Below are 17,524 nucleotides of genomic sequence, written 5' to 3'. Positions count from 1 at the left end.
TATGCAGATGACCGGGCTTGGGTTGCTGGACTCGTTTGGTCGAGTCGCGACGGACCTGCGAGTTTCCCTCATCGACAAGTGCAACCTGCGCTGCACCTACTGCATGCCCGCCGAGGGCCTGGACTGGCTGGCGAAGCCGGAGTTGTTGACCGGCGCGGAGTTCGTCCGGCTCATCGGGATCGCGGTGCATGAGCTCGGTGTCACCGATGTCCGGTTCACCGGCGGGGAACCGTTGCTGCGCCGGGACTTGCCGGAGATCGTGGCCGGGGTGGCCGCGTTGACGCCCCGGCCGCGGATCGCGGTGACCACCAACGGCTTGGGACTCGCCAAGACCGCCGGCGCGCTCGCGGCGGCAGGCTTGGACCGGGTGAACGTCTCGCTGGACACCTTGCGGGCGGAGCGTTTCGCCCGGATCACCCGGCGGGACCGGCTGCCCGACGTGCTGGCCGGGCTGCGCGCGGCCCAGCAGGCCGGACTGGGGCCGGTGAAGGTGAACTCGGTGCTGCTGCGCGGGATCAACGAGGACGAGGCCGCGCCACTGCTGCGGTTCTGCCTGGCCGCCGGCTACCAGCTGCGCTTCATCGAGCAGATGCCGCTTGATCCGCAACACGGCTGGGACCGGTCGGCGATGGTGACCGCCGAGGAGATCCTCGGCCTGCTGCGCCAGGAGTTCGAGCTGACCCCGGAGCCGGGGGAGCGGGGCTCGGCGCCGGCGGAACGCTGGCTGGTCAACGGCGGCCCGGACACCGTCGGCGTGATCGGCTCGGTGACCCGGCCGTTCTGCACCGACTGCGCGCGCACCCGGCTCACCGCCGACGGCCAGGTCCGGTCCTGCCTGTTCGCGCACACCGAGACCGACCTGCGCGCCGCGCTGCGCGGCGGGGCCGATGACACCGAGCTGGCCGAGCTGTGGCGGAAAGCCATGTGGGCCAAGCCGGCCGGGCACGGCATCGACCGGCCGGAGTTCGCCCAGCCGGACCGGCCGATGAGCGCGATCGGCGGTTAGCCGACCGGTTCCCGCAAGCGATCAGCTCCGGTGTAGACGTTCATCGACGCGCCGCGCAGGAAGCCGATCACGGTCAGGCCGGTCTCCTCGGCCAGCTCGACCGCGAGCGAGGACGGGGCGGACACCGCGGCCAGGGCGGGGATGCCGCCCATCACCGCCTTCTGCGCCAGCTCGAAGCTGGCCCGGCCGGAGACCAGCAGGATGGTCTCGCGCAGCGGCAGCCGGTCCTGCAACAGCGCCCAGCCCAGCAGCTTGTCCACCGCGTTGTGCCGGCCCACGTCCTCCCGCACCGCCAGCAGCTCACCGTCCACTGTGCACAGTGCGGCCGCGTGCAGGCCGCCGGTGCGCTCGAACAGGAGCTGGGACGCGCGCAGCCGGTCGGGCAGGGCGCGCAGCACCGAGGGGTCGAGCCGGATCGGGTCCTCGCGGATGCTCCAGCGGGCCACCGTGCGCACCGCGTCCAGGCTGGCCTTGCCGCACACCCCGCAGGAAGAGGTGGTGTAGACGTTGCGCGCCAAGGAGAACTCGCTGACCGGGACGTGTGCGGCCAGGGTGACGTCCAGGACGTTGTAGGTGTTGCCGCCCTCGGTCCTCGCGCCGGGGCAGTAGGCGATGCCCGCGACGTCACCGGCCGCGCCGAGCACGCCCTCGCTGACCAGGAAGCCCGCGGCCAGCTCGAAGTCGTGGCCGGGAGTGCGCATGGTGATCGACAGCGGCGCGCCGTTGAGCCGGATCTCCAGCGGCTCCTCCACCACCAGGTCATCCAGGCGGCGGCTGCGGGTGTCCGCGCGCAGGCGGGTGATCATACGGCGGGCGATGCGGCGGCCCATGTCAGTGCTCCCTCTCCTCGTCCAGCAGCACCACCGAACCGGGACCCGCGGCCGGTAGCTGCCGGTCCAGCGCGGCCGGGCGGCTGAGCACGCCGTTGACCAGCGCGGCGCGCAGCGTGCACCCGGTGCGCACGCCGCCGGCCGCGGCGAGGAGTCGGTGCAGGGTGCTGCCGCGGGGCAGCTCGTACACCCCCGGCATGCGGACGATGCCGGAGACGCAGTACAGCCGGTTGGCCACCGGCACACCGGTGAGCACCGGGGGCACCGCGACCAGGGTCTCCACCGAGTGCACCACGGTGGGTTTGCCCAGCAGCACCGGTTCGGCCGGGAACGGCGGGGTGCTCCTCGGCTCGCCGCGCCGTCCGGGATAGGTGCCGCCGCCGCGCCGGATCTCCAGCTCGAAGCTCAGACCCGAGCCCAGGATGTTGCGGCCCAGCAGGCCTTTCTCCCTGGCCTGGGCCACGGCCTCGGTGACCACGCGATGGGCACGGGGGTACTCCCCGCGCAGGTGCAGGTAGCCGTGGCGGCTGCCGGTGGCGATGCCCGCGATGGTCATCGCCTCCACCACCGCGAACGGATCGCCCTCCAGCAGCACCCGGTCGGCGAAGGAGCCGGGATGGCTCTCATCGGCGTCGCACACCAGGTAATGCGGCCGGTTCCGTTGCCCGGCAAGGACTTCCCAGCTCCTGGCCACCGGCACCCCGGCCCCGTCCCTGCTGGGCAGGCCGGACTCCAGCGCCAGGCGGATGATCTCGGCCGGGCCCATCCGCAGCGCGTGGTGCAGCGCGGTGTAGCCGCCGGTGTTCAGGTAGTCGGACAGGCTGGCCGGGTCGACCTGGCCGATCCGGCGCAGCAGCACCAGGTGCTCCGCGCCCGCCTGCGGCACGGCGGCCTCGGCCGGGGGTTCCGGCTGGGCGTGCCGCAGGTCCAGCGCGGCGCTGACAGTCGAGTCCACAGTGGACGGTGCGGTGACCGCGGTGCGCGGCGGGTCACCGGCCTCGAAGACCAGGGCGGCCGGTGCGCGCTCGCACAGGCCGAGGCAGGGCGAAGGCTGCCAGAGCACCCCGCCCGCCGGGCGGTCGGCCGGACCCAGGCGACGTTCCAGGGTCCGGCACAGGGGAGTGGAACCCGTTGCGCGGCAAGCGGGTCCGGCGCAGACGTGCAGCACCCGGCGCGGCCGGGGCCGCAGCGAGAACAGGGCGCACGAGGTGGCCACGCCGAAGACCTCGGCAGCCGAGAGGGTCAGGCGGCGGGACAGGTAGTCCAGTGCCGCCTCGCTGATCCAGCCCACCCGGTCGTTGAGGGAGTGCAGGGCGGGCAACAGCGCGTCGTGCGGATTGGCGGTGGGCCCGCCGTCACTCCGACCGGAGGACGACGGGTCCAGCACGACATCGATGGCCGCGCGTTCCTCAGCGGAGGGTGCGGCGTCACGAAAACGGGAATCCATGAGCTGCCCCCGGGAGGTCAGGCAGGTGGGAGGGAGAGTGACGGGCCGGGCCCGTCAGGAAGCGACGGCGGCAGGCTGCCTGGTCACCGATGCGTTGAGCAGGTCGGCCATCGCGTGGATCGCTCTGAGCGTGGGAACTTCAGCGCCGGTCAGCTCCGCGAGCTCGACGACCGCCGCCAGGATGACGTCCAGCTCCAGGGGTTTGCCCTTCTCCAGGTCCTGGAGCGTGGAAGTCTTGTGCTCGCCGGCTTTCTCGGCTCCGGCCAGCCGTCGTTCGATGGAGATCTCCGGGCGGGACCCCAGCCGTCGGGCGACCTCCAGGGTCTCCCGCATCATCGACACCACCAGTCGCCTGGCGTCGTGGTGCCTGCAGATCGCGGCCATGGTGGAGCGGGTCAGTGCGGAGATCGGGTTGAACGCGATGTTGCCCATCAGCTTGAGCCAGATGTCCCGGCGGAGGTCGGCCTCCACCGGGCACTTGAGCCCGCCTTCGATCATCGCGGTGGAGAACTCCAGGCAGCGGGCGGAGATCGACCGGTCCGGCTCGCCGATGGAGAAGCGGGTGCCCTCCAGGTGGCGGATCACGCCGGGAGCCTCGATCTCGGTGGCCGCGTAGACCACGCAGCCGATGGCCCGCTGGACCGGGAGAGCGGCGCTGACCGCGCCGTCGGGGTCCACACTGTTGATGCGGTGGTTCTCGAAGGGGCCGGGCAGACCGTGGAAGTACCACCACGGAATCCCGTTCTGCGCAGCGATGATGGTGGTGCGCTCGTGCAGCAGCGGCTCGATCATCCGGCCTGCGGCGGCGTACGAGTTCGCCTTCAGACCTAGGAAGATGTGGTCCACCGGGCCGACCTCGGCCGGGTCATCGGTTGCGTGTGGGGTGGCATGGAAGTCGCCGCGGTCGGAGAGCACCCGAACCCCGGCATCGCGGATGGCCGAAAGGTGCGCACCGCGGGCGATGAGATGAACCTGCGCTCCGGCGCGGTGCAGGGCTGCACCCACGTACGCGCCGATGGCGCCGGCACCAAGAACAGCGATTCGCACATCACTCTCCTGTTCTTGTGTCGACAACTCATTCAGCATACAGTATGGAGTAGCCCGGTCAACGGGCCGCACGCGGCACGACCGCGTGGGTGAGGAGGCGTTGCGGTGCCTGAAGGGTTCGGGTTCCACTCGCCCCCGCCGATGCGCGTGGTCGCCACCGCCGGAGGCGCCGGAGCAGGCAAATCCACCTTGGTGCGCGCGCTCACCGGACGGGATCCGTGGGCACGTCTGCCCTCGGGGCGGGTGCTGGCATTGGTAGACCGCGCGGATGAGGCGGTCCTGACGAGCGTGGCCACCGCGGAGGCGGTGGTGTTCGTGGTGGCGGCCGACCAGGAGTGGTCGGAACAGCTGGCCATGCAGCTGGATGCGTTGCAGGCCTTGGACATCCGGCACGGGTTGCTGGTGGTGACCCGGTCCGACCTGGCTGATCCCGGCCCGGTGCTGCGGCGGACCCGCCGGGCCATGGCCACCGGCGCGCTCGGCCGGATCGAGTCCGCGGTGGTCAGCGCGCGCACCGGCGCGGGTATCGACCGGCTGCGCCTGGTGCTGGACCGGCTGGCCGCCGCGCTGCCGCCGCCACCGGAGGTCCCGGTGCGGCTGTGGGTGGATGGCTGCGCCGAGGCTGGCGCGGAGGACAAGGGCGTGCTCGTCACCGGCACCCTGTTGGCCGGATCGATCGAGCGGGACGCGGAACTGGCCGTGGGCGCGCAGGACCGGTGGCTGCGGGTGGGCGGGCTGGAGTCGTTGGGGCATCAGGTGTCCGCGATGTCCGCTCCCGCCCGGATCACGGTTCACCTGCCCGAGGCGCAACCGGATGAGTCGTTCACCGGCACCGCGCTGGTGACCCCTGGCCGGTGGCGGCACGTGGAGGTGGTCGACGTGCGGCTGCGCCCGCTGCCCGGCCGCAAGCTGGGCGGGGTGCACGGCCACCTGGAGCTGGGGCTGGGCTCGGCCCGGCAGCCGGTGTTCCTCCGGGTGCTCGACGGCGACATCGCGCGACTGCGGCTGAGCGAGCCGCTGCCGCTGCGCATCGGCGACAAGGCGCTGCTGCGCGGGCCGGCGGAGGTGCTGGCCGGGTGCACCGTGCTGGACATCCTGCCGCCGGAGCTGGCCACCGAGACCCAGTTGGCCGCGCGGGGCCTCGAACTGATGAGTCGGTCAGCGATCCCCAACGGCGGCGATGAGCTGCGCAGGCGCGGCCTGGTCAAGGCCGGTGACCTGCTGGCCATGGGCTGCGCGCTGCCGGTCGCGCCCAGAGCGGGGGACTGGCTGATCGACCCGGCCAAGCTGGACGAGCTGTGCCAGCGACTGGCCGCCCTGGTGCGTGCCCGTGCGCGCGAACAACCCTATGACCCCGGCGTGCCCAAGGCGGAAGCGGTGGCACTGCTGGCTTTGCCACACCGAAGACTGCTCGAACCGGTGGCGAGAGCGGCTCGTGACCTCGGTGTGCGGATCAACCAGGGCCGACTGGTGCTGACCGAAGGTGGGACCGAGCTCCCGCAGCCGGTGCGGCAGGCGGTGGAGAAGCTGCGCGCCGAGCTGGTGAGCAGTCCCTTCAGCGCGCCGGAGGCCGACCAACTCGCCGCGTTGCGACTGACCCCCAAGTCGCTCGCGGCCGCCGTGCGCACCGGTCTGCTGCTCCGGCTGGCCGACGGCGTCTACCTGGGACCGGATGCGGTGGAACGGGCGGTTGCGGTGTTGTGCACGCTCCCACAGCCCTTCACCGTGGCCGCGGCCCGAACCGCGCTGGGCACCTCCCGCCGGGTCGCGGTGCCCCTGCTGGAACTGCTGGACACCCGGCGGATCACGATCCGGCTACCCGACAGCAGACGCCGGATTCGCCCGGAACACGACTGATGAACGGACCTCGGCGGGTGAATTCCGCCGAGCGGCTGACGTGCGGACTCTGGACAACGTTACTCCGACGGAGTATCACTAAACCACCATACGGTATGCAGTATGGGGATCGAGTGGTGTGCGGTCCGCGCAACGTCGGCCTTCACCAGTCACCACCAAACACAGCCCGAGTCGACCCAGAGCAGGCGACCGGGCAGCGACGTGAGGAGATGACGCACCTATGGCGCAGACTGCCGAGGCTCTGCCCAGCGCCAGCCAGGTCGAGGTGAAGGAGACCGGAGAAGGTCTCATCTCGGGCGGCCATCTGGTGGCGAAGGCTCTCAAGGCCGAAGGCGTCGACGTGGTGTTCACTCTGTGTGGCGGCCACATCATCGACATCTACGACGGCTGTGTAGACGAAGGCATCGAGGTCATCGACGTCCGGCACGAGCAGGTGGCCGCGCACGCGGCCGACGGCTACGCCCGGATCACCGGCAAACCGGGCTGCGCGGTAGTCACCGCGGGACCGGGCACCACCGACGCGGTCACCGGGGTCGCCAACGCGCTGCGCGCGGAGAGCCCGATGCTGCTCATCGGCGGCCAGGGCGCGCTGAGCCAGCACAAGATGGGCTCACTGCAGGACCTGCCGCACGTGGACATGATGGCCCCGATCACCAAGTTCGCCGCCACCGTGCCGGACACCGCACGCGCGGCCGACCTGGTCTCGATGGCCTTCCGCGAGTGTTACCACGGCGCGCCCGGCCCGTCCTTCCTGGAGATTCCCAGGGACGTGCTGGACGCCTCGGTCCCCATCGAGAAGGCCCGCATCCCCAAGGCCGGCCACTACCGCGCCTCCACCCGTTCGGCGGGTGACCCCGGCGACATCGAGAAGCTGGCCGACCTGCTGACCAAGGCGGAGAAGCCGTGCATCCTGCTCGGCAGCCAGGTCTGGACCACTCGGGGCACCGAGTCGGCCATCGACCTGGTCCGCGGCCTCAACATCCCCGCCTACATGAACGGCGCCGGCCGCGGCACGCTGCCGCCCGGCGACCCGCACCACTTCCAGCTCTCCCGCCGCTACGCCTTCACCAACGCCGACCTGATCATCATCGTGGGCACCCCGTTCGACTTCCGGATGGGTTACGGCAAGCGGCTTTCCGCCGACGCCACCGTGGTGCAGATCGACCTGGACTACCGCACGGTCGGCAAGAACCGCGACATCGACCTGGGCATCGTCGGCGACGCCGGCATGGTGCTCTCCCAGGTGTTCCAGGCCACCACCGGCCGGGTCAGCAACGGCGCCACCGGGCGCAAGGCCTGGCTGGAGGAGCTGCGCGCGGTGGAGGAGCAGTCACTGGGCAAGCGGATGGCCCGGCAGCTGTCCGGCGCCAACCCGATCGACCCCTACCGCCTGGTGCACGAGATCAACGAGTTCCTCACCGAGGACTCCATCTACATCGGCGACGGCGGCGACATCGTCACCTTCTCCGGCCAGGTGGTCCAGCCCAAGTCGCCCGGCCACTGGATGGACCCCGGCCCGCTGGGCACCCTCGGCGTGGGCATCCCGTTCGTGCTGGCGGCCAAGTACGCCCGCCCGGACAAGGAGGTCGTCGCGCTCTTCGGCGACGGCGCCTTCTCCCTGACCGGCTGGGACTTCGAGACCCTGGTCCGGTACAACCTGCCGTTCGTGGGCATCGTGGGCAACAACTCCTCGATGAACCAGATCCGCTACGGCCAGGCCGTCAAGTACGGCGAGGACCGCGGCCGGGTCGGCAACACCCTGGGCGATGTGCCCTACGACCAGTTCGCCAAGATCCTCGGCGGCTACGGCGAGGAGGTCCGCGACCCCGCCGACATCGCGCCCGCGCTGCAGCGTGCCCGCGAGTCGGGGCTGCCGTCGCTGATCAACGTGTGGGTGGACCCGGACGTCTACGCGCCGGGAACCATGAACCAGACCATGTACAAGTAGGCCCGGAGGGGGAGTTCGGTTATGGGACAAGCACTTGAGGGTGTTCGAGTCCTGGACATGACCCACGTCCAGTCCGGGCCGTCGGCCACCCAGATCCTGGCCTGGCTCGGCGCGGACGTGGTCAAGCTGGAGGCGCCCAGCGGGGACATCACCCGCAAGCAGCTGCGCGACATCCCCGATGTCGACAGCCTCTACTTCACCATGCTCAACTGCAACAAGCGCAGCATCACGCTGAACATGAAGAGCGACAAGGGCAAGGAGCTGTTCACCAAGCTCGTGTCCGATGTGGACATCCTGGTGGAGAACTTCGGTCCAGGCGCGGTGGACCGGATGGGCTTCACCTGGGACAAGCTCCAGGAGATCAACCCCAGGCTGATCTACGCCTCCATCAAGGGTTTCGGTGACGGGCCCTACACCCACTACAAGGCCTACGAGGTGGTCGCCCAGGCCATGGGCGGCTCGATGACCACCACCGGCTTCGAGGACGGCCCGCCGCTGGCCACCGGCGCGCAGATCGGTGACTCCGGCACCGGCATCCACACCGTGGCCGGCATCCTGGCCGCGTTGTACCAGCGGGAGTCCACCGGGCGCGGCCAGCGGGTCACCGTGGCCATGCAGCACGCGGTGCTCAACCTGTGCCGGGTCAAGCTGCGCGACCAGCAGCGCCTGGCCCACGGGCCGCTGGCCGAGTACCCCAACAAGGAGTTCAGCGACGAGGTGCCGCGCTCGGGCAACGCCTCCGGCGGTGGCCAGCCGGGCTGGGCGGTGCGGTGCAAGCCGGGCGGGCCCAACGACTACGTCTACGTGATCGTGCAGCCCGTCGGCTGGCAGCCCATCGCCGAGCTGATCGGGCGGCCGGAGCTGGCCGAGGACCCCGAGTGGGCCACCCCGGAAGCCCGGTTGCCCAAGCTGGACAAGATGTTCCAGCTGATCGAGGAGTGGACGGTCAACCACACCAAGCGCGAAGTGCTGGCCCTGCTCAACGCCAAGAACGTCCCTTGTGGACCGATCCTGTCCACCAAGGAGCTGATCGAGGACGAGTCGCTGGTGGCCAACGAGATGGTGGTGACGGTGGAGCACCCCGAGCGCGGGGCGTTCAAGACCGTCGGCATGCCGCTCAAGCTGTCCGACTCGCCGGCCAAGGTCGAGCGGTCCCCGCTGCTCGGCGAGCACAACGAGGACGTGTACGTGAAGGAGCTAGGGGTTTCCGTCCCGGAACTGGCCCAGCTCAAGGCGAACGGAGTGATCTGAGCCATGGTGGCTTACGACAGGGCCGCGGTGCGCGAAGTCCTGGACAAAGCGCGCGCCGAGGGCCGCGAGTCGCTGACCGCCCCCGAGGGCAAACGACTCTGTGACGCCTACGGCATCCCGACGCCGGGCGAAGGCCTCGCCAACAGCGCGGACGAGGCGGTGAGCCTGGCGGCCGAGATCGGCTTCCCGGTGGTCATGAAGATCGTCTCGCCGGACATCCTGCACAAGACCGAGGCCGGCGGCGTCATCGTCGGCGTCACCGACGAGGCGGGCGCCCGCGCCTCCTACGAGAAGATCATCGCCAACGCCAAGGCGTACAAGGCCGATGCCGACATCACCGGTGTCCAGGTGCAGAAGCTGCTCGCCGAGGGCCAGGAGGTGATCATCGGCGCGACCACCGACGACACCTTCGGCAAGATCGTGGTCTTCGGCCTGGGCGGGGTGCTGGTGGAGGTCCTCAAGGACGTCACCTTCCGGCTGGCCCCGCTGGCGCAGGCCGAGGCGCGGGCCATGGTCACCGACATCAAGGCGGTGGAGATCCTGCACGGGGTCCGCGGCGCCGACCCGGTGGACCTGGACGCGCTGGCCGAGGTGGTCAAGCGGCTCTCCGACCTGGTCACCGACTTCCCGGAGATCCGCGAGCTGGACCTCAACCCGGTGTTCGCGGCCAAGGACTCCGCGATCGCCGCGGACGTCCGGGTGCTGGTGGAGACCGGGGAGGTCACCGAGAAGTACGTCTACTCCGACGAGGAGATCATCACCGCGATGAACCGGCTGATGAAGCCGAAGAACATCGCGGTGATCGGCGCCTCCGCCGAGGACGGCAAGATCGGCAACTCGGTGATGAAGAACCTGGTCAACGGCGGCTACCAGGGTGGCATCTTCCCGATCAACCCGAAGGCCGACGAGATCCTGGGCCGCAAGGCCTACAAGGCCATCGGCGACGTGCCAGCCGAGGTGGACGTGGCGGTCTTCGCCATCCCGGCCAAGTTCGTGGCCGGGGCGCTGGAGGAGTGCGGCAAGAAGGGCATCCCGGCCGCCGTGCTCATCCCCTCAGGCTTCGCCGAGACCGGCAACCACGAGCTGCAGGACGAGGTCGTGGCGATCGCGCACCAGTACAAGATCCGGCTGCTGGGCCCGAACATCTACGGGTACTACTACACGCCGGAGAACCTGTGCGCGACCTTCTGCACGCCGTATGACGTCAAGGGCGGGGTGGCGCTGACCTCCCAGTCCGGCGGCATCGGCATGGCCATCCTGGGTTTCTCCCGCACCACCAAGATGGGTGTCTCGGCCATCGTCGGCCTCGGCAACAAGTCCGATGTGGACGAAGACGACCTGCTCACCTTCTTCGAGCAGGACGAGAACACCCAGTGCGTGGCCATGCACCTGGAGGACCTGAAGGACGGCCGCGCCTTCGTGCAGGCGGCCAAGCGGATGACCAAGAAGAAGCCGGTGGTGGTGCTCAAGGCGGGGCGCACCTCGGCCGGGGCCAAGGCGGCCAGCTCGCACACCGGCGCGCTGGCCGGTGACGACAAGGTCTACGACGACATCCTGCGCCAGGCGGGTGTGGTCAGGGCTCCCGGGCTGAACGAGATGCTGGAATATGCCCGTGGGCTGCCGCTGCTGCCCACGCCCAAGGGCGAGAACGTCGTCATCATCACCGGGGCCGGCGGCTCCGGGGTGCTGCTCTCGGACGCGTGTGTCGACAACGGACTGTCCATGATGGAGATTCCGCCCGACCTGGACGAGGCGTTCCGCAAGTTCATCCCGCCCTTCGGGGCGGCGGGCAACCCGATCGACATCACCGGCGGCGAACCGCCGTCGACCTACGAGGCCACCATCCGGCTCGGCCTCGAGGACCCGCGGATCCACGCGCTCATCCTCGGCTACTGGCACACCATCGTCACCCCGCCGATGGTCTTCGCCGAGGTCACCGCGCGGGTGGTGAACGAGGCCAGGGCCAAGGGCATCGACAAGCCGGTGGTGGCCTCACTGGCGGGTGACACCGAGGTGGAGCGGGCTAGTGAATACCTGTTCGACCATCGTATTGTCGCCTATCCCTACACCACGGAGCTCCCGGTCGCGGTGCTGGGTGCGAAGTACCGCTGGGCACGTGCGGCGGGATTGATCGACAAGTAGGCCGACGGCTGACCGGTAGTACGGGGTCCCGTCGGCCAGGCGGGACCCCTACTACCAGGCCAGGGAGGTTCAACGGGCGGAGTCCGAGAGTTCTCGTGAAAGAGGTTTCTCATCATGGATCCTTCGAACACCCCGAGCGCGGGGCCGGCCACCAGCGGGGGTAGCGACCTCGCCGGTGGCGGCCAGGAACGCGTGTGGCGGGCCGGTCGGCTCGATCCGATGCCCATCCGGAAGCTGCCCGACGCGCCACCGTCGGTGCACCTGATCGGCCCCACGGTGTTCCTGGTGGCACTCGGGGTCGGCATGGGCGAGTCCTACATGTGGCCCCGGCTGGTCCTGATCTTCGGACCGGAGATCCGCTGGCTGTTCCTGATCGGTGTCACCCTGCAGGCCGTGGTGATGCTGGAGATGGCCCGCTACGCCATGGCCACCGGCGAGAGCATCTTCGCCGGCGCGGCCCGCGTGTTCAAACCGATCATGTGGTTCTTCTTCGTGGTCGCGATCGCGGTCTACATCTGGCCGGGCCATCTCTCCGCGGGCATGTCGGCGCTGGAGAACATCACCGGAATACCTTGGCAGCTCAGCGCAATCGTCGGCCTGATCCTGGTCGGGGTGATCTTCAGCCTGGCCAAGGTGATCTACAACCTGCTGGAGAACGTGCTCTCGGTCCTCATCGGGATCCTGGTGGTCAGTACCGCGGTGGTGGCGGCACTGGTCGGCACCTGGGGCGACCTGGCCAGCACGATCAGCGGCATGTTCACCTTCGGGTACTTCCCGAGCGAGATGTTCACCTCCACGTGGTTCCCGATCGTGGTGGGCTCCATCGCCTTCGCCGGCCCCTCCGGTATGCAGCAGATGTGGTACACGCTGCACCTGCGGGACTCCGGGGCCGGCATGGGCGCGCACATCCCGAAGATCAAGGGCCTGCGCAGCGCCGAGTCCGGCGCCGACGAACAGATGCCCGCCCGTGGCTTCATGTTCGACACCGAGGACCCGGAGGAGATGGCCAAGTGGAAGGGCTGGCGGCGCTGGGTCACCTTCGACGCGCTGCTGCTGTTCTGGGGCGTGACCATGTTGGTCACGGTCTCCTTCACCGTGCTGGCGCAAACCGCGGCCAGGCAGAACCCCAACGTGAAGGAGCTGATCGCGGCCGGTGACCGCAGTGCCGCGTTCAACGCGATGGCCGACGCCTTCTCCTCACTCGGCGGTCCCGCGCTGGGCACGGTGTTCTTCGGCTTCATCGCGCTGATCGGGTTGAACGCCACCCTGGGCCTGTTCGACTCCTTCTCCCGCGGCCAGGCCGACATGACCTACTTCTTCGTGCCCGGCGCGAAGAAGATCGGCATGTCCCGGCTCTACGCCGGCTTCCTGTGGGGCCTGATCGTCTTCGGCATCATCATCCTGCTGTGGGGCCCGGCCAAGGGCCCGGCGGCGATCCTGGACATCCTGGCGTTCCTGTCCGCCTTCGCCATGGGCGCCTACTGCATCGTGTTGCTGTTGGTGAACAACAAGATGCTGCCCAAACCGATCCGGCCGAAGTGGTGGACCAACGTCATCATCGGCTTCGGCGCGGTGTTCTACCTGAGCGGGTTGTTCTACTCCCTGTTCGCCTACGGCGTGGTATTGGACTGACATCATGAGTGAATCGCCGCAACCGCCACGCATCAGTGCCTTCGCTCAACTGGCCGCCCCCGGCGCGCTGGTGGGTGCGCTGGCCGGCTCGATCGCCGGTCTGCTGGCCCTGCTCGTCGGCCAGCCCCCTGGCTGGGCGCTGGTCACCGCGCTCGGCCTCGGCCTGCCGCTGGCCCTGCTCGGCGGGCTCTACGGGCTCGGCGCGGCCACCGGCCGCATCCGGCTCGGCGTGTTCGCGCCCGCCGCGGTGTTCTGGCTCATCGGGTTCCCGCTGAGCAGGCTCATCCAGGAGGTCGCGCTGCCACTGGTGGTGGCCGGCGAGCTGCGGGTGCCCGCGGACCTGCTCGGATTCCTTGCCTACCAAGGGATCGTGAGCGCCGGGTTCGCGATCGGCTTCATCTGGCTGCACGAACGCCTCGCCCCGCAGCTGTTCCGGCGGTTCGCCGCGACGAACCCGTTGGCCGCCCAGGCATTCACCCGCTACGCGACCCACGCGGAGACGGTGTGGGCGGCCAAGACCCGTGCCCGTGCCGCTCGCGCGGCCGCCAGAGGAGCCTGATGACCTTCTCCACCTGGGTCTGGTTCGCCACGGTGGGAGGTCTGGGCGCGATCCTCGCGTTCGACTTCTACCTGGCCGCCCGCAACCCGAGGGATCCCTCGTTCAGCGAATGTGTGGGCTGGACCGTCGCCTACGTCACCCTGGCCGTCCTTTTTGGACTCGGGGTGCTGTGGCTGGCCGGTCCGCGCTACGGCGGGGAGTTCTTCGCCGGCTGGATCACCGAGTACTCGCTGTCGGTGGACAACCTGTTCGTGTTCATGCTGATCATGAGCAGGTTCGCGGTGCCCAAGCTGTACCGGCAGAAGGTGTTGCTGGTGGGCATCGTGATCGCGCTGCTGATGCGTGCGGTGTTCATCGCGGTGGGCGCGGAAGCGGTGTCCCGGTTCAACTGGCTGTTCTACGTCTTCGGCGCCTTCTTGATCTACACGGCGTGGAAGCTGCTCCGGCAGGACCCGAACGCGGCGGAGGAGTTCTCCGAGAACGTGGTGCTGCGCACGGTGAAACGGTTCGCGCCCACCACGGATGACTACGTGGGCGCGAAGATGGTGACCAGGATCGACGGGCGGCGGATGGTGACGCCGATGCTCATCGTGATGGTCGCGATCGGCACCACCGACCTGTTGTTCGCCTTGGACTCGATCCCGGCGATCTTCGGGCTGACCAGGGAGCCGTACCTGGTCTTCACCGCCAACGCGTTCGCGCTGATGGGGTTGCGCCAGCTGTTCTTCCTGATCGGCGGCCTGCTCGACCGGCTGGTCTACCTGTCCATCGGCCTGGCCGTGATCCTGGCGTTCATCGGCGTGAAGCTGGTGCTGGAGGCCATGCACACCTCCGGCGTGCCGTGGGCGCCGACCGTCTCGATCCAGATGTCGCTGTCGTTCATTGTGGGGACGCTGGCCGTGACCATCATTGCTAGTGTGATCAAATCCCGGCGGACCGAGCGGGCCGCTGCCGCGACCGCGGCACCGGAGCCCGTTCCGTCGGCTCAGGCCTCGTCCAGCTCAGCGGCGCTGGACGAGACCGGGACCGGATGACCTCCGTCCACTGGAGCTATCCCTGGACCCAGTGAGCGGTAGTGCGGTTTCGGCGAGCACAAGGGTGGCCGGGGTCAGGAGGAGGCAACCTCCTGGCCCTGGTCCCGCCTCGTCGCGGTGGCACGCTGGCCTCGCAGGTAGTTCTCCACGCCTGCGGTCGGGTTCTTCTTGGCCTCGGCCATCGCCGTGGCCATGCCCAGACCCATCGGGCGGCTGCCGCGGTAGCCCGCGGGCTCCTCGGTCAGCGAGCGCAGCAGCTGCTTGAACTTGCGCATCATCAATACACCTCCTCACATCAAGGGATACCCGAGGGCGTCGATGCCATTCGGGACTGTGTTGGGAAACTCTTCTCGCGGTCCGCCTGCTGGGATCGCGGCCGGCGGGACCTAGACCTGGGGCTTCACCGCGGGCGAGGTGCGCGCCACGGTCCGCCTGCGGCGCCGCAGGGGCACCTCGGGGGCGGGGGTGGCGGCCTGCGTGCTCTGCCGGGCCTCCAGGTAGGACTGCCGGGTGCGGTCGGTGTGCTCGCGCATGATCTCCGCGGCCCGCTCGGCGTCGCCGGTGGAGATCGCGCTGATGAGCTTGCGGTGCTCCCGCCAGGACTGCTTGCCGCGCTGGCGGGCGACCGGGGTGTAGAACCAGCGGACCCTGCGGTCGACCTGGGCGGCCAGCTCCAGCAGCACCTTGTTCCCGGACAGCTCGGTGACCAGGCGGTGCAGGGCGGCGTTGGCCGCCACCGCGCCGTCCACGTCGTCGGCCAGCACCGCGGCCTCGCCCTGCTGGCAGATCTCCCGCAGGCGGGCCACACCCTCCTTGTCCGTGTTCAGCGCGGCCAGCCGCGCCGACTCGGTCTCCAGCAGGGTGCGCACCGCGAGCAGCTGGTCGGCCTCCTGCTCGGTCGGCACGTGCACGAACGCGCCGTAACCGGGTACCAGGTCCACCCAGCCCTCGTTGTTGAGCCACTGCAGCGCCTCACGGACCGGCTGGCGGGACACGCCGAGCATCTCGGCCAGCTCGCCTTCGACCAGGTGCTGGCCGGGGGCGAGGCTGCCGGTGATGATGAGGTCGAGCAGGGCTTCGAAGACCCGCTCCCGCAGGGGAACCGGCCGATCGATCCGGCGTGCGGCCGTGCCCTGCGCAAGCTCCGACATCGTGTGCTCCAGAGGTGAGGTGGGCGCTTTCGCCCGGTGTGCCGATCTTGATCTAATTGTGCCCGGTCGACTGCCTACAGCATACAGTGTTCCATATGCCCGAAATGCGTGAGGACTACCACAAGCATTGGATCACCCATACCGAGTACCTAATTAGGAAAGTAACCCACCGATTGCACGCTGTAGGTGACCTTCTGCCACGGTCCAGATGTCCATAATGCCCCAAATGGCCGCGCACATCACCGGACACGCTCGGTTGTCCAGACTAATGGGATACGGCCAGGCTGCCGCAGGCGCCGGCAGAGCAGTGCCGAACACAGTGCGAGCCCTCCCGCAAGTAGGAAAAGTACCGGGTACCCCGAAGTAGGGACGGCCAGTGCGGTCAGGCCCACCCCGGCTATTCCGCCAAAGGCCTTCGCGCTGTAGACCACCGCATGTATCTCGCCGTGCCGCCGGTCCCCGAAGTACTCCCGGACCAGGCTGGCCACCATCGGGTAGCAGGCCCCGCCCGCGCCGGCCAGCACGGCCGCGGTCAGCAGCAGTGGCAGCGAGCGGTCGGTGGCGCTGGCGGCCAGCGCCAGCTGTGACAGCGCGAGCACGGTGAGTGCGCCGGCCAGCGTGCGCGCCCGGCCGATCCGGTCGGAGACCCGCAGCACCACCGCCCTGGCCACCCCGTTGGCCGCCACCAGCAGCGCGGTGGCCGCGCCGATGACCGGCGCGGACAGCGCCATCCCGGTGGCGAAGGCGGCGAAGCCCGCCACGGTGAACAGGGTGACCGCGCTGGCGCAGAACAGGATCACCGCGAGCGCGGGCAGCGCGCCGTCGCGCACCGCCTCGCCGGGGGAGTACTCGCGCACCGCGGGCAGGTTGGCCGAGCCGGGGCCGCGGCGGCGGGAGAGCGCCCAGTCGCGCGGGTCCACGTGCGGCGGCCACCAGCTCGACGGCGGGTCGCGGAAGAACAGCCCGGCCGCGGCGATCACCAAGCCCAGCGCCAGGCCGGTGCCGTCGAGCACCGGGACCAGGTTCGTGGTGCTCACCGAGGGGAAGACGAAGAGCAGGAACGGGATCGCGCCGCAGGCGAACGCGCCGGTGACCAGGCTGACCCGCACCGCGGACCGGTCCGGGAACCACTTGGCCACGGTGGAGGCGCTGACCGCGTAGACCAGTCCCGCGCCCGCGCCGCCCAGCAGCGAGAAGCCCAGCAGGGCGGCCAGGTAGCTCGGCGCGTGCCCGAGCGCCACCGGACCGGTCAGGCAGAGCGCCGCGCCCGCCATCACCAGGGCCACCGGGCCGACCACCCCCCGTTCCCGCAGATAGGCCACGGGCAAGCCGACGCCCGCCTGCGCCACGATCCACAGCGCCAGCAGCCAGCAGGTCTGCGCCGTGGACCAGCCGTGCAGTGCGGACAGCGTGGGCACCAGGGCGCCGAAGGAGTACTGGAGCACGCCCGCGGCGGCCATCGCGGCCAGCGGCAGGACCAGCTGCCAGGACCGGGAACGCCCGGTCAGCAGTTCGGCGGCAGGGCCGACGTGGTAGTCGCGGCCGAAGCAGTCGCGGAGCTCACTGGGTGGGGGAGTGGTCATCGTGATCTCCCTCTACTAGATACTGTATGCAGTATAC

14 protein-coding genes are annotated in these 17,524 nt (G+C 69.7%); 8 read left to right on the top strand and 6 right to left on the bottom strand.

The features are described from left to right. The first annotated feature begins 7 nt into the window (after positions 1-7). Positions 8-1,006 (top strand): GTP 3',8-cyclase MoaA, encoded by a 999-nt coding sequence (gene moaA / locus ACWDY5_RS35725; RefSeq protein WP_449726546.1) that lies wholly within the window; start codon positions 8-10, stop codon positions 1,004-1,006. Here the strand turns inward: moaA and fdhD are convergent. The 3 genes from fdhD to ACWDY5_RS35710 are packed head-to-tail and all read right to left on the bottom strand — an operon-like array spanning position 1,003 to position 4,330. Further along, positions 1,003-1,836, bottom strand: a complete 834-nt coding sequence (gene fdhD / locus ACWDY5_RS35720; protein WP_449726545.1) for a formate dehydrogenase accessory sulfurtransferase FdhD — start codon at positions 1,834-1,836, stop codon at positions 1,003-1,005. The genes moaA and fdhD overlap by 4 nt on opposite strands. 1 nt (position 1,837) lies before the next feature. Then, positions 1,838-3,283, bottom strand: coding sequence for an NAD(P)H-dependent oxidoreductase subunit E (locus ACWDY5_RS35715; protein ID WP_449726544.1), 1,446 nt, complete (start codon positions 3,281-3,283; stop codon positions 1,838-1,840). Positions 3,284-3,337: 54 nt separating this feature from the next. Beyond that, positions 3,338-4,330 carry a 2-dehydropantoate 2-reductase gene (locus ACWDY5_RS35710; RefSeq protein WP_449726543.1) on the bottom strand — a complete coding sequence of 331 codons (993 nt, stop codon included), beginning with the start codon at positions 4,328-4,330 and terminating at the stop codon, positions 3,338-3,340. Between the two features lie 105 nt (positions 4,331-4,435). On the opposite strand from ACWDY5_RS35710, the gene ACWDY5_RS35705 reads away from it, so the two are divergent. The 7 genes from ACWDY5_RS35705 to ACWDY5_RS35675 all read left to right on the top strand — a co-directional run bounded on the left by ACWDY5_RS35705 (position 4,436) and on the right by ACWDY5_RS35675 (position 14,753). After that, the gene (locus tag ACWDY5_RS35705) at positions 4,436-6,187 is read left to right on the top strand and encodes a SelB domain-containing protein (RefSeq protein ID WP_449726542.1); all 1,752 of its coding nucleotides are present in this window, start codon (positions 4,436-4,438) and stop codon (positions 6,185-6,187) included. Between the two features lie 220 nt (positions 6,188-6,407). Next, complete coding sequence (locus tag ACWDY5_RS35700) at positions 6,408-8,135, top strand: thiamine pyrophosphate-binding protein (protein ID WP_449726541.1); 1,728 nt, start codon at positions 6,408-6,410, stop codon at positions 8,133-8,135. A 21-nt stretch (positions 8,136-8,156) separates the two neighbouring features. Continuing rightward, complete coding sequence (frc, locus tag ACWDY5_RS35695) at positions 8,157-9,386, top strand: formyl-CoA transferase (protein WP_449726540.1); 1,230 nt, start codon at positions 8,157-8,159, stop codon at positions 9,384-9,386. A gap of 3 nt (positions 9,387-9,389) precedes the next feature. After that, on the top strand, positions 9,390-11,528 hold the full coding sequence (locus tag ACWDY5_RS35690) for an acetate--CoA ligase family protein (protein ID WP_449726539.1): 2,139 nt from the start codon (positions 9,390-9,392) through the stop codon (positions 11,526-11,528). 114 nt (positions 11,529-11,642) lie between these two features. Beyond that, complete coding sequence (locus ACWDY5_RS35685; RefSeq protein WP_449726538.1) at positions 11,643-13,160, top strand: Nramp family divalent metal transporter; 1,518 nt, start codon at positions 11,643-11,645, stop codon at positions 13,158-13,160. 4 nt (positions 13,161-13,164) lie between these two features. Beyond that, positions 13,165-13,719, top strand: coding sequence for a hypothetical protein (locus ACWDY5_RS35680; RefSeq protein WP_449726537.1), 555 nt, complete (start codon positions 13,165-13,167; stop codon positions 13,717-13,719). Then, complete coding sequence (locus ACWDY5_RS35675) at positions 13,719-14,753, top strand: TerC family protein (protein WP_449726536.1); 1,035 nt, start codon at positions 13,719-13,721, stop codon at positions 14,751-14,753. Before ACWDY5_RS35680 ends, ACWDY5_RS35675 begins: the two co-directional genes overlap by 1 nt. Positions 14,754-14,827: 74 nt before the next feature. Here ACWDY5_RS35675 and ACWDY5_RS35670 read toward each other — a convergent pair whose 3' ends face one another. The 3 genes from ACWDY5_RS35670 to ACWDY5_RS35660 all read right to left on the bottom strand — a co-directional run bounded on the left by ACWDY5_RS35670 (position 14,828) and on the right by ACWDY5_RS35660 (position 17,487). Beyond that, a complete protein-coding gene (locus tag ACWDY5_RS35670) occupies positions 14,828-15,031 on the bottom strand; it encodes a hypothetical protein (RefSeq protein ID WP_449726535.1) in 204 nt (67 codons plus the stop codon). Between the two features lie 108 nt (positions 15,032-15,139). After that, a complete protein-coding gene (locus ACWDY5_RS35665) occupies positions 15,140-15,904 on the bottom strand; it encodes a GntR family transcriptional regulator (RefSeq protein ID WP_252482648.1) in 765 nt (254 codons plus the stop codon). A gap of 239 nt (positions 15,905-16,143) precedes the next feature. Then, the gene (locus ACWDY5_RS35660) at positions 16,144-17,487 is read right to left on the bottom strand and encodes an MFS transporter (protein WP_449726534.1); all 1,344 of its coding nucleotides are present in this window, start codon (positions 17,485-17,487) and stop codon (positions 16,144-16,146) included. Positions 17,488-17,524 lie beyond the last annotated feature (37 nt).

Source organism: Crossiella sp. NPDC003009, from assembly GCF_053591555.1.
This window is presented reverse-complemented; position numbering and strand designations above follow the sequence as displayed.